The organism is Aneurinibacillus soli (assembly GCF_002355375.1).
Taxonomy (GTDB): Bacteria; Bacillota; Bacilli; order Aneurinibacillales; family Aneurinibacillaceae; genus Aneurinibacillus; species Aneurinibacillus soli.
This window is the reverse complement of the sequence record NZ_AP017312.1, coordinates 2,751,507-2,764,566: the sequence shown is the minus strand read 5'-3', so window position 1 is coordinate 2,764,566 and position 13,060 is coordinate 2,751,507. Positions and strand designations below refer to the sequence as shown.

Sequence of the window (13,060 nt, the reverse complement as noted above, 5' to 3'; positions counted from 1 at the left end):
AAACGAAAAGGACAGAATCAACTAGTTCTGTCCTTTTTGCTTCAAGATAAATTGTTTGATGAGACGATTTAATTCCGCATGCTTTTTGGTTGGAATTTGGTGTTTGACGTTCGGGATCAATACAAATTCGCTATGAGCGACATTGTCACGAATCAGTCTTCCATATGATTGAAACTGTGTATCATCTCCTCCGTACACGAGCAGAACAGGAAAAGGAATGGTTCGCAGCTGGTCCGTACAATTATACGTTAGGCTGTATCGATAATATTGTTCCGCATTTCTTTTATCCGCTTTTTTGGCATCTTTAAGTAGTTCCCAAAATGTTTCCATCGTGTCAGAGTTGCTCCAGGAAATGGAGCAGGCTAGCGCAGGAATCGCTCCGGCTCCGGCAAGGGCAACTGCGAGGGAAATCAGATTTCGTAATCGTCGGCTGTTTACTTCTGATATCCCACCAACGAGGATCGCTCCCAGAGATCGTTCGGGAGCCGTTAGCAAAAATTCAAGAGCGATCGACCCTCCTACTGAATAGCCGCATACGAATGCTTTTTCGATGTGAAGATGATTCAGAAGACCTTTAATATCTTCGACAATAAGCGGATATGTAACTGCCTGCACAGAGGGCTGGCTTTTTCCATGTCCTCGTATATCAAACACAATCACGGTAAAATATTTTGCTAACTCATCGAGCTGATAGTGAAAATTGGCGCTGCTAAGTACAGGGGGATGAATCAAAATAAGCGGGGTTCCGTTCCCCCTTATTTCATAGTGCAAGGAAACCCCATTCACTTCTACATGTGCCATAAACAGGTCCTCCCAATAAAATACATGTTCGTAGTTTGGCGGAGAAAGAAGTATCTTATTCATAAGAAGTTTCCTCTTTCCGTAGTAGTTTGGAGTGAGATACAAACATGAAATTGATGAATATATCAGTGTTTTGAGAAATGCATTTGTGAAGGAGGTTTCAAAATGAAATTTGCATACAGCTTTCGTGAAGCCACAGAAAATGAACTTACCATTGCTGGCGGAAAAGGCGCATCCCTATGCCTGATGTATCAGGCGGGAATCAGGGTTCCTGACGGATTTGTAATTTTGGCTACAGCATTTGAGAATAATAATGTGAAACAGGAGGCAAAGGCTGACATCCTTAAATGTCTGGATTCACTGCCTGACGTTTTATTCGCAGTCCGCTCCTCCGCGCTTTCTGAGGACAGTACAAAAACTTCCTTCGCAGGCGAATTTGAGTCGGTTCTTGACGTAAAAAAGGTCGATGTGTTCAGCGCAGTATCACAGGTTGCCGTCTCAGCAAAGTCTCAGCGTGTGAGCGAATACAGCAGGGTGCACGGCGTTGACGGAGACCATAAAATCGCAGTTGTAGTACAGATCATGATAAAAGCAAAGATTTCGGGCGTACTGTTTTCTGCCGACCCGATCACTGGCAGTCATGTCAACATGGTGGGCAATCAGGTTTTTGGCGCAGGCGAACAGCTGGTATCAGGCGAAAACAACGCATACCCTTTTACCATTTCAAGATTAGGAGCAAAATATCAAGGCGACAAGAGCTTTGCCGTCTTCGCAAAAGCCATGCACCGTACGGTGGAAAAGCTGGAGAGTATTTTTGGCTGTATGCTAGACATTGAGTGGGCTGTTGATGATAAGCTGTACATTGTTCAGGCGCGACCGATTACTACATTGCAGACCATTGATTACGATACTTACGAAATCAATCAAAGCCTTGACACCGACGCGCTTTGGACCAGCAATAATGTTGGCGAGGCGGTGCCGGACGTGATGAGTCCGTTTACATGGAGTATGCTGCACGAAATGGACATGGAGTGTCAAAAGGTGCCGGGGTATTATATGTTCGGGAACATTTGCGGGCGGACATATACCAATATCAGTATTGTAATCTCCATGCTTAAAGCGATAGGCTACAGTTCTGCTAAATCACAGGAGCTGATTGCAGATATATTTGGACATATTCCAAGCGGTCTGGAGGTGCCCGTCTACCCCTTTGGGCGGTTTGAGATTATTAAGGAGACTGTAGCGAGGTCAAAAAAGAGTCTAAAACGTATGAGGGACTCAAAAAAGCAAAAAGCGTACTATTTAGAACGCACGCCGGTATGGTATGTGGAAACACTTGAATTCATAGAAAAAGCCGCCACAAAAGAGGAGCTTCTTAACTTATGGGTGTCGGATGTGCGTCCATTTCTGTCCGCCCTGTGGAATATTTGGTTTGGAGGCGCAGGAAGTTTAACCTTGTCAACCTTGCGGAGTAGGCTTGTAAAAATGGTCGGCGAGGAACAGGCAAACCTGCTTTGCTCCAACTTCAGCGGGGGAAATCCGCTGGTAAGTATGCAGCCCCTGCTGGGCATAGAACAAGTAGTTAGCGGAAAGCTTGATCGGGAGAAATATTTGGAACTGTATGGGCATCGTAGCCCTCATGAGTTTGAAGTTTATTACCCCTATCCTGCTGACGACCCGGATTATGTGGATAAGCAAATAAGCGAGTACAGGAAAACCGGCATCAATCCGGCGGAGCTTTTAAAAAAACAAACTGAAGTGTTCGAGAAGGCTAAGAAGGAATTTATTAGAGAATATCCCGCCAAACAAAAATGGCTGGAGAAAAAGCTTGCAAAGGTCTCACAGGACGCAAGCACCCGTGAGTCGCTGAGAAATGAATTTGTTAAGGTGTTCAGGGTAATGCGGCATCTGCTTCTGAAAATAGGCGCGGTTACAGGAGTAGGCGACAATATCTTTATGATGTACTGCTTTGAAGTGCCGAAATTTTTGCAGGGTGATTGCGGCATGCTGGATCAGCTGCCCGTCAGACGAACCAACTTTGAAAAGTATCAAAAACTGCCGCCATTTCCAATGTTTATCAGGGGCAGGTTTAATCCGGAAGAATGGCTTGCTTCCAATGACAGACGGCAGGATTACTATGATATTAATGCTCAAAAGCTTGTCTCAGGCGAAAACTTAATAAAAGGCTTTGCTGGAGCGCCCGGAACAGTTGAAGGCAAGGTTCATATCCTGCGTAATTTTGATGAAGCCGATGAGTTCCAAAAGGGAGAAATACTTGTCACCACTGTAACGAATATTGGTTGGACGCCCATGTTCCCAAAGGCGGCAGCAATAGTCACCGACATCGGAGCACCTTTATCACACGCAGCAATCGTTGCCCGAGAGCTTGGTATTCCCGCGGTTGTCGGCTGTGGAAATGCCACAACTGTGCTGAAAAACGGTGATTTGGTTTTGGTAAATGGAAGTCTGGGGACAGTTACTAAAAAATGAACAAGTGAATCAACTGTTGCAATTTCAATTTAAAAGGACTTGACGCAATAGTACAGAACGCCATAAATGTATGTTAGCTAATTCAAGATAGGATTGCGATGAGGATATTATGTTGGAACGTATAGGTAAACCCCTTGATATATAAGGGTTTTTTCTGTATTACAGATGTGTATAAAGGTATATAACAAGCTTGTTGGGGACAATCTGGCGACAAACGTAACATTATAAGACGTAATAATACAGGATTCTATGAGCTATCGGCTAGGTGATTGTTGGATACCGTTTTTACTATCCAGCATGCCAGCCAACACATCTGCCGCTTCCTGATCAGCATTTTTCAGTACATGGCCGTAAACGTCTAGGGTTGTCCCAATCGTGCTGTGACCAAGTCTGGAAATTACTACCTTCATGGATTGGTTTGACATCAGAAGGAGAGTGGCGGATGTGTGGCGTAGGTCATGAAAGCGGATGTGTGGCAGATTATGACGCTTTAGGAAACGGGGAAACCATGTAGTCGTTGGTAGTGGAAGCATTCCATCCGCTCTGAAGAACAGTAAATCTTGTGTAATCTTCCATTTGTCTCCCAATTGCATCCGCGTCTTAAGTCAGTATTTCCGATACTCCCGCAGCAGGTTCACTGTCATGTCTGCCAGTTGGATCATGCGCTTCGATGATGACGTTTTTGGCTCTTTGAAAATGATACTTTTACCTGGTATATATTAGGTAATTCGTTTGACCTTCAGCGTCTTTTCCTCAAAGTCGATAGCATTCCATTCCAGACCATGCAGCTCCCCAATCCGTAATCCAGTCATAATAGCCAGGTGTATAATTGTTTCCCGCTGGATACCTTCTTTCTATGCTGCTTGTAACAGCATCATAACTTGTTCTTTTGTATATACATCATGGGCTTCCTTATTCACTTTTAAGGGCTTAAGGTTCGCGGTTGGATTGACTGCAATCATATTCCATTCTACGGCTTTTTTGAATAGCGAACGGAGCGTGTTGCAGTAAAGGTTAATCGTTGCCACCGACAATCGCCCGCCTCTTGAATTAATGCCATCTCCTTGCCAATAAACGGGTTGCCGGGGATTCGAATCAATATAGATGAAAATATTCAGTATATATACTCATTTGCTTTTAAAAATAATCAAATCCAAACGATCTATGCCGTAGCAAATCCTGATAAACTACGACATGTATAATAATGTTTTGCCCCCATTCAAGCTCCACCATAGATACCGTCTACGAAACCCTTGAGAGATCAAGGGTTTTTTATAGTTTTCGAAAGTACTGCCAATGCTTAATTAAAAAATCATTTTAGGCGATACTAAGTAAACATTGTGGTGAAGGTAAATATAGGGGAGGAAAATGTGTGTCAAACACAAACATAACCAGAAAGTTGACTTTAGTATCCCTAGTTTTAATGATTTTTACTTCTGTTTATGGATTCAACAACATTCCAAGATCATTTTATAAGATGGGTTATGCTGCTATTCCTTGGTTCATATTTTCAGCCATAGCCTTCTTCGTTCCTTTTGCATTAATGGTCGCTGAATATGGTTCCGCCTTTAAAGAGGAAAAGGGTGGGATCTATTCTTGGATGGAAAAATCCATCGGTCCCAAATTTGCATTTATAGGAACGTTTATGTGGTATTTTTCTTATATCACTTGGATGGTTAATGTCGCATCTGGTATGTGGGTTCCGGTGTCAAATGCGATCTTTGGACAAGATACAACACAAAGCTGGACTATATTTAATCTTCGAGGACCTCAGGTTTTGGGGGTTTTAGGAATTGTATGGATTCTTATCGTAACCTACACATCAACAAAGGGTCTGGATAAGATTAAGAAAGTAACCTCTTTAGGTGGTACTGCGGTCTTGTTATTGAATGTATTTCTTTGGGTGGGTGCAATAGCAGTACTTGTAGGCAATCATGGACATTTGGCACAGCCGATTACAGGATTGCATTCATTTACGCAAACACCAAACCCTAAATATGCAGGAGATCTTATTGCTTCGTTAGCGTTTATTGTATATGCTCTTTTTGCTTATGGCGGACTTGAAGCAGTGGGCGGTTTAGTGGATGTAACAGAAAATCCGGAAAAAACGTTTCCGAAGGGAATTCTTTTATCTGCAGCAGTAATCTCTGTTGGGTATTCATTAGGAATACTATTAATTGGGATATTCACAAACTGGGCATCTGTAATGGGTATTGCAAATGTTAATCTAGGAAACGCAAGTTATATAGTTATGGCCAATTTAGGCTACTCACTAGGCACTGCTTTTGGAGCAAGTGATGCTACAGCTACAGCCCTGGGACATGGGGTTGCAAGATTTATTGGACTTTCAATGTTCCTGGCATTGTCCGGTGCGTTCTTTACCTTAATGTTTTCACCGCTAAAGCAAATGATTGAAGGAACACCTAAAAGATTGTGGCCCGGAAAAATTGGAGAAACAAAGGATGGTCTGCCTGTTCATGCGATGTGGATTCAAGCTACTATAGTTAGTGTAATGATCGCATTAATCGCTTTCGGCGGAAGCACAATGGCCGCATTCTTCAACATACTCGTTTCGATGACTAACGTGGCTATGACAATACCGTATGTATTTATAGCACTTGCATTCCCGTATTTTAAGAAAAAAGTGGAAATTAATAAGCCGTTTATCGTATATAAAACGCAATTGAGCGCAAATATTTGGACATGGATCGTTGTTCTAACAGTTGGATTTGCAAATTTCTTTAGTATCATACAGCCAGCTTTAGAAGGGGATATGCAAACAACCATTTGGAGTGTGGTTGGACCCGTTATTTTCTCCATTGTTGCATGGTTAATGTACAAAGAATATGAAAAAAAAGGAAATATGTTAGCTTGAAATTTAGGTTAGACCTCGATTTTGGCATATTACTCAATGCGTATCCATTTATGAAAATAGAAATAATAGCTAGCGACTTCTTTCACTTGAATATTGAAAAAGTTGAATTTTTGCAGATTCCTACGTATGAAGAGACCAAGGTATCTTATGAAAGGGATTAAGAGCCCTACATATAACTATAAGGTGAACACTGCCGCATCCAATTTGATGTTGTCAATAATGCTCAATCCACACATGTGGAGTGTACAGTGTTACTAAAATTGAGAGAAGCGGGTGTATAAAAGCCTCTCTTGCTATGCTCCCATGGACAATGGGAGCGATATGTTGTAGCGGATTGTAAGTGAGCCGTCTTCGTGAACTTGTACCTTATGAATGAGCCTATAGAGTAGCTGCTTCATAACTTGCTCATCATTGATATCTAATTAGGCGAAGTGGTCAATTTGTTTCTTAAAGGCACGGAGTTGTTGTTCTGTGTCTTTTTGATTCTCAAGCAAGGTTTCAAGTTCTGTCTTTCTGTGGGATAGTTTTGCTTGTTCTACTTGAATGTACTCATTTTGAACTTTAAATTGGATATATCGTTTAAGTGCTTCAATGTTATCTGAGACTAATTCCGAGAATATAAGGTTAGTTGTTAGCTCCTCGTTGAAAATCGATTATCGTTTTTTAGAAAGGGGAGAGAATTTTAACAGGAATAATTCAAGGTCGTGTTTTGAAAGTAAACATGAATGAAAATCGCTCATTTTTTGGAGACATATTGGGGACAATATGGGGACAAATTTAACAAAACTTAACGCAGCAAGACAAAACAAAAAGCGTCAAACCCTTGATTTAAAAGGGTTTGACGCAATAGTACAGAACGCCATAAATGTATGCTAGCCAATTCAAGATAGGATATACTGTAAAGTGTATGACGGAAAGAAAACGGAGAAAGGACGATATATATGGGCGAAGTACATACTCCTGTAGCCTTTGATTTTCATACTCATCACGAGCGCTGCGGTCATGCTAAGGAATCAATTCGTGACTATATTGAAGCGGCCATCACTCAGGGTCTCGATATCATTGGAATTGCCGATCATTCTCCTTATTTTGCATATGAGGAAGATCAGGCTTTTCCTCACATCGCCATGGGCAAAAGTGAGTTACCTGTATATGTTGCAGAAGTTTTGCGGTTAAAGGAAGAATATCGCGGGAAGATCGAAGTGCTGCTTGGCATAGAATCGGATTTCTTTCCGGAACATGTAGAGGTGTACCGGCGCTGCTTTACTCCGTATCCATTCGATTATATTATCGGCTCCGTTCACAATGTAGATGGGGTGAGTATTTTCAACAAGAAGCGGTGGAACGGACTGACCGAGGAGCAAAAAGTAAACAGCAAAGAAACGTATTATTCACTGATTGAACAATCCGCCCGCAGCGGCATGTTTCAAATTCTTGGTCATATCGATGCCATGAAAGGATTTTATCCTGCTTTTTCCGATATTCAGACGGAAGCGGTAGAAAAAACACTGCAAATTATTGCAGAATGTGATGTGGCGATTGAAGTGAATACATCAGGTAAAACGAAGGCGGTCGGAGGCTGGTATCCTTCTGATGATATTTTGGAGCGGGCTCTATATTACGGGGTGGATGTTACGTTTGGTTCGGATGCACACACGCCGGAGAGAGTCGGCGAAGATTTTGAATTAGTCCGCCAAAAGCTCAAGGAAATCGGCTTTACAAAATGGGCGATTTTCCGGCAAAAGAAAAAGTTGTTAACTTCGTTATAAGAAAAAGATAGATCGGCATACAAAAAATCCCCGCTATCTATACAGGTAGTGGGGATTCGCTTAAAAAGGCGGTCGCAATAAACACAGCCAGAACAAATATGCTTTCGATTCGCATCCATCGCAGCACATCAAACTCTGCATCCAAACGCATCCGTTTCGGAATGACGAACCCATTCACAAAGCCGAGCCCAAGAACAGGAAGGAATAAAATGTGCTTAAGTAACAGTGTCTTCTCGTATAGGCCATCCAGAGAGACTGGATAATTCGGTGCGGTGTAGTGCATCAGTACGAGTCCGGTAGCTGTTAACGCAAGCACACAACTGATGGAGAGTGGGGTGTACCAATGAAGGAACGCCCGCCAGTTTGCTGTTCGCCCTTTCGTCAACCAAGCGCTTGTATATAACACGCCTGTCCATACACATACGGCTAGAAAATGAAGCATGTGCGAGAGCCAGCCACTAATTGGAGCAAGTGACGCCGCATGCCCCGTCCAGCTGGTTAATACAACGGGAATCGTAGACCATACGAGCGCCAGTCTGGCAGCTGCTGGAGTATGTCTGATGTCTGCGAGTAGCAGGAAAATAACGAGAAACAACAAGGAACCTGTCAGTAGTAGCCATGCCTGGCCGTGTTTGAAATGTACAATCACGTTTTGCAGCGCTGTGCCAAAGTCGGTCCCTGCTTCCTCAGCAGCGTAGGTAGCCAGTTCCAGAAGTGGAATGAATGAGCTGATGATAAGCAAAAGGGCCGCTCCGGGGAGCCACCCTTTTGGAAGGTGCACAGGTGGACGCTGACTCGGCGGAATCGCGAGCATAAGAAGTCCGCCTATAAGCACCGAGCAGCCTGTATAAAACAGTAGATGGCTTATGATGACCATTAGGCTTTCCTTCTTACAAATAGCCAGATCAAGCTTGCTACTGCACCGAGCCCAAGGATACCCGCAATCCATAGTACGGGGCTAGAGGAAGTTGCTTCTGCCGACTGTTCCGCTTTTTGCGGGACTTGAGTTGTCGGGGAAACAGATGCTTTCGGTTGGGTAGCAGATGGTGTGGGAGCAGCCTTCTGTTCTGGAAGCTTGACGGTGAAAGAATACGAACCTTTCATCACGTGACCGTCCTCCCCGATCACGTTCCAGTCCACGGTATAAGAGCCGTTAGAGAGCGGTTTTGCGAGTGAGCCGGTTATCGACTTTTCTTCTCGTGTAAGTGTGAGTGGGGTCATGGGTTTCCCTGCTTTGTCTAGTACACTGAATGTGCTCGTATTTTCAATTCGCCCTCCGAATGTTAGCGTAAGCTCACGCATCTCCGTTGTAACCGTAGAATTTGGTGCCGGAGTCGCTGTTTTTAGCTTTGTATGTGCCGATGTAGTGGTTGGGAAGCAAAGTAGCAGTACGAATATAAAGCCAAGCCATTTTTTCATAAGCTTAGTCCTTTCTGTATGGTGTCTTGTTTAGTATAAGACACAATTGTGTTGGAGTTGTGAAGTGATAGGCTTGCAGGGCTGGGCTGTAAACTCGTATCATAGAGACAAGAAGTTTACTATTTTCATAGAAAAGGAGCGACAAGAGTGCAATCATATCATGAACAGCTTGATGGCGTTTTTCCATCTGTATGCTCACTTGACTGCCCGGATATGTGTAGTCTGCATGTTCATAAAGAAGGCGGTCGCATCACGAAAGTAGCGGGTAACCCCAATCATCCGGTAACACAGGGGGCGATTTGTAACAAAGTGCGCCATATGACGGCACGATTGTATGATCCGAATCGACTCACGCAGCCGCTCAAGCGTGTTGGGGCGAAAGGAGACGGCTCGTTCGTTCCGATTACATGGGAGCAAGCGATTACTGAGATCGCCGGGCGCTGGCAGGAATTAATCGCTGAACATGGTGCGGAAAGCATTCTGCCGTACAGCTTCTATGGCAATATGGGACTACTCAGTGCAGAAGGGGTGGACCGACGTTTTTTTCACGCGCTTGGTACAAGTCAACTGGACCGGACGATTTGTAGTGTAGCAGGTACAGTTGGTTACACGTATACGATGGGCGGTGCGTATGGCATCAATCCAGAAGATACAGCACAGTCGAAGCTGATCATCATGTGGGGATGCAATGCGGTTAGTACAAACATGCATCAAGTGCTATTCGCGGAAAAAGCACGCAAGAACGGTGCGAAAATCGTCGTAATTGATGTGCACAAAAACCAGACAGGCCGCTGGGCGGACTGGTTTATTCCTGTATTGCCGGGAACGGATACAGCGCTTGCGCTCGGCATCATGCATGTGCTATTTGCAGAACAGCTCGTCGATGAAGCATTCCTGCGCGATTATACAGTCGGATACGACGAGCTGCAGGAGCATGTAAAAGCGTATGATCCGGCGACTGTTGCGGCGATTACAGGCGTTCCGGCAGATGATATTGTGAAGCTTGCCCGCTTATATGGGGAGACAACACCGTCTTTTATTCGAATTGGCAATGGACCGCAGCACCATGATAATGGCGGGATGTTCGTGCGCACGATTGCCTGCCTGCCCGCGCTTACCGGACAATGGCAGTATACCGGTGGCGGTGCGATTAAGAGCAATAGTGCCTACAATGCGTTGAATGCTCGTGCTGTCGAACGCCGAGATTTGCTGCGAAAAAAAGTGCGTACGATTAACATGAACCAACTCGGTGAAGCACTCACTGAACTTGATACGCCGATTCATTCGATGTTCGTATACAACAGCAATCCAGTCGTGGTTGCACCGGATAACAACCGGGTCAAGCAGGGGCTTGCTCGCGAGGATTTGTTCACAGTCGTGCACGATCTGTTTTTAACGGAAACTGCCCGGTACGCTGATATTGTGCTTCCGGCGACATCCTCGTATGAAAATCTTGATTTGTATACGTCATACTGGCAGCATGCAATCGCGCTTCAGCAGTCGGTCATCCCACCGTATGGCGAAAGTAAATCAAACGCAGACGTATTTCGCTTGCTTGCCAAAGCACTTGGTCTAACCGAGCCTGCGCTATACGAGTCAGATGAGGAGATCATTCGCCAGGCGTTAGATTATCCGGCCAATCCGTATCTAGCAGGCATTACATACGAGCGACTGCTGGAGGAAACGGTTGTTTCACTAACGATAACAGATCGACCGCTTCCACCGGGTCGTCTGCGGACGCCAAGCGGTAAGATTGAACTGCGTTCTAAGCGGATGGAGCGTGACGGCTATCCGGCCTTACCAACGTATGTGCCGATTGCGGAGCCGGATACGTATCCGTTGCTGTTCATTCCGGCACCGAATCATAATTTTTTGAATTCTACATTTTCCAATAATGAAAAGCATGCCATACTCGAAAAAACACCACGTCTGTATATGAATGAGGCAGATGCGGCAGAGCGCGGCATCGCGAATGGTGACAAAGTGCGCGTATACAACGACCGGGGTGACTGTGTGCTTACGGCAGCAGTCGGTGATACTGTATTATCCGGTGTTACAGTGACACAGGGCTTGTGGGCAGAAGCGGAAGGTGAGGCGCGCCTTGCTAATGCACTCACGCCAGACCGCCTTGCGGATATGGGCGGCGGGGCCGTGTTTTTCTCGACACGGGTAGAAGTGGAACGGATATAGAGCGAGTAACGGAAGAGGTTGTCTCAAGCCAGTACATGGTGACTGAGAGAGCCTCTTTTCTATTGAACATGAACGTCATAGGCGAAGGCATACATAGATGACCGACTGCAAGATTGTCACTATAGGGGAATAGAGATGGGTTTGATTCATAATAGTTACTTGACAAAAGTAAGTGTAATGGTTTATTATACTTATATAAAGTTAGTTACAAACAAAAAATAATTTTATGGGAGAGAAAAAATGATGAATGCTGGACTTTTACTTATTCGTTTAATCATTGGTGTAACGTTTATGGGGCATGGTGCACAAAAATTGTTTGGCTGGTTTGGCGGTTATGGGCTGAAAGGTACTGGAGGATGGTTGGAATCGATTGGTGTAAAACCAGGTGTATTGATGGCCTTCCTGGCAGGAGCGAGTGAATTAGTAGGAGGCGCGTTGTTTGCGGCAGGCTTGCTCACACCGATTGGAGCTGCACTGATCGTGATTACCATGCTGGTTGCGATCTTCACAGTACATGGCAAAAACGGATACTGGGTAACACAAGATGGATTTGAATACAACTTGATTCTGATTGCAGTTGCCGTTGGGGTAGCTTTAATCGGACCAGGCGCTTATGCAATGATGCCATAATTAAAAAAACTCTCCCGCACATATGGTAGCGGGAGAGTTTTTTGATTAGGAGAGCTGCTGTCGTAATTTTTCAAGCAGCGCCATGTTACTGCCGTCCATCAGATCGGCAATGGACGTCTGCATCGTCGGTTTTTTCGGGTCGTATACCCAGTTGTCCTGTTGCATCTGTTGCATAACCTTAAAAGTAGCGACTGCATCATCAAGCGCCCGGTGCGCCTGAGCTTTATCAGCCAATCCGTATTTCGTCAGGGCTGCCCATAGCCCTGGCGTGTCTTTATGTCCGTAGTAAAACTGATATGCTTTGGACAGATCCAGCCAGTCATCAAGCATGACCGAGAAAGGGAACTTTACCTTGTGCTCTCGACAGTTACGGCGTAGTCCTTTAATATCGAGATCGCCCCACGTAACGAGCGTCGTTCCTGCTGGCTCATAGCGTGTCAACAGTTCCATAATCATATGATCAAACGGAATCCCACTCTGTACATCATCCTGTGTAATGCCGGTTAGCTTTCGGCATTTCTCGCCGAGTTCGGGAAAAAACACGGGCGAAACAAGGGATGAGTACGTATCGATGATTTCCCAGTCTTTTACGACAATTATCCCGGCTTCGATGACTTCATGAAAAAATCCGCGTGGCGCTTCTTTCTTCTCAAACGTTGTAAATTCAAAATCCAGAAAAATATACTGGTTTTTCATACCATTTCCCCGTTTCTTTACGCTTCTTTCCATTCATTGTATTTCTGAAAATTCGATCCGTCAATTATACAGAAAGGAATTAAATTCTTAACGATTCATCAACAATGTAAAGAAGATGTAAAGAATAGTAAATTTCGCTCGCTTTTCCTTATTTCTTCATTATGATGAGTAAGTAAAGAACTGAGCAGAA

At 44.4% G+C, this 13,060-nt stretch carries 12 protein-coding genes; 5 read left to right on the top strand and 7 right to left on the bottom strand.

The window, feature by feature from the left end; genetic code table 11:
* Positions 1-21 precede the first annotated feature (21 nt).
* On the bottom strand, positions 22-801 hold the full coding sequence (locus CB4_RS13950; protein WP_096467751.1) for an alpha/beta fold hydrolase: 780 nt from the start codon (positions 799-801) through the stop codon (positions 22-24).
* 165 nt (positions 802-966) lie between these two features.
* Between CB4_RS13950 and CB4_RS13945 the strand changes: the two genes are divergently transcribed.
* Entirely contained in the window at positions 967-3,291 is a 2,325-nt protein-coding gene (locus tag CB4_RS13945; RefSeq protein ID WP_096466386.1) for a PEP/pyruvate-binding domain-containing protein, read from the top strand.
* A 254-nt stretch (positions 3,292-3,545) separates the two neighbouring features.
* Here the strand turns inward: CB4_RS13945 and CB4_RS13940 are convergent, their stop codons facing one another.
* The 3 genes from CB4_RS13940 to CB4_RS13930 all read right to left on the bottom strand — a co-directional run bounded on the left by CB4_RS13940 (position 3,546) and on the right by CB4_RS13930 (position 4,319).
* Entirely contained in the window at positions 3,546-3,824 is a 279-nt protein-coding gene (locus CB4_RS13940) for a tyrosine-type recombinase/integrase (RefSeq protein WP_181419264.1), read from the bottom strand.
* Between the two features lie 186 nt (positions 3,825-4,010).
* The gene (locus tag CB4_RS22045) at positions 4,011-4,103 is read right to left on the bottom strand and encodes a tyrosine-type recombinase/integrase (protein WP_096466384.1); all 93 of its coding nucleotides are present in this window, start codon (positions 4,101-4,103) and stop codon (positions 4,011-4,013) included.
* A gap of 42 nt (positions 4,104-4,145) precedes the next feature.
* Complete coding sequence (locus CB4_RS13930) at positions 4,146-4,319, bottom strand: hypothetical protein (RefSeq protein WP_157737984.1); 174 nt, start codon at positions 4,317-4,319, stop codon at positions 4,146-4,148.
* A gap of 344 nt (positions 4,320-4,663) precedes the next feature.
* Between CB4_RS13930 and yjeM the strand changes: the two genes are divergently transcribed.
* Both yjeM and CB4_RS13915 read left to right on the top strand, forming a co-directional pair.
* The gene (gene yjeM, locus CB4_RS13920; RefSeq protein ID WP_096466382.1) at positions 4,664-6,166 is read left to right on the top strand and encodes a glutamate/gamma-aminobutyrate family transporter YjeM; all 1,503 of its coding nucleotides are present in this window, start codon (positions 4,664-4,666) and stop codon (positions 6,164-6,166) included.
* A 941-nt stretch (positions 6,167-7,107) separates the two neighbouring features.
* Positions 7,108-7,935 carry a histidinol-phosphatase gene (locus tag CB4_RS13915; protein WP_096466381.1) on the top strand — a complete coding sequence of 276 codons (828 nt, stop codon included), beginning with the start codon at positions 7,108-7,110 and terminating at the stop codon, positions 7,933-7,935.
* 37 nt (positions 7,936-7,972) lie between these two features.
* Here CB4_RS13915 and CB4_RS13910 read toward each other — a convergent pair whose 3' ends face one another.
* Positions 7,973-8,812 (bottom strand): copper resistance D family protein, encoded by an 840-nt coding sequence (locus tag CB4_RS13910; RefSeq protein ID WP_157737983.1) that lies wholly within the window; start codon positions 8,810-8,812, stop codon positions 7,973-7,975.
* Complete coding sequence (locus CB4_RS13905; protein ID WP_096466379.1) at positions 8,812-9,354, bottom strand: copper resistance CopC family protein; 543 nt, start codon at positions 9,352-9,354, stop codon at positions 8,812-8,814. Before CB4_RS13905 ends, CB4_RS13910 begins: the two co-directional genes overlap by 1 nt.
* 147 nt (positions 9,355-9,501) lie before the next feature.
* Here CB4_RS13905 and CB4_RS13900 point away from each other — a divergent pair, with 147 nt between their 5' ends.
* Both CB4_RS13900 and CB4_RS13895 read left to right on the top strand, forming a co-directional pair.
* Positions 9,502-11,544, top strand: a complete 2,043-nt coding sequence (locus CB4_RS13900) for a molybdopterin-containing oxidoreductase family protein (RefSeq protein ID WP_096466378.1) — start codon at positions 9,502-9,504, stop codon at positions 11,542-11,544.
* 240 nt (positions 11,545-11,784) lie between these two features.
* A complete protein-coding gene (locus CB4_RS13895) occupies positions 11,785-12,174 on the top strand; it encodes a DoxX family protein (RefSeq protein WP_096466377.1) in 390 nt (129 codons plus the stop codon).
* 45 nt (positions 12,175-12,219) lie between these two features.
* On the opposite strand, the gene kapD is transcribed toward CB4_RS13895, so the two are convergent.
* Entirely contained in the window at positions 12,220-12,870 is a 651-nt protein-coding gene (kapD, locus tag CB4_RS13890) for a 3'-5' exonuclease KapD (protein ID WP_157737982.1), read from the bottom strand.
* Between the last annotated feature and the right edge of the window lie 190 nt (positions 12,871-13,060).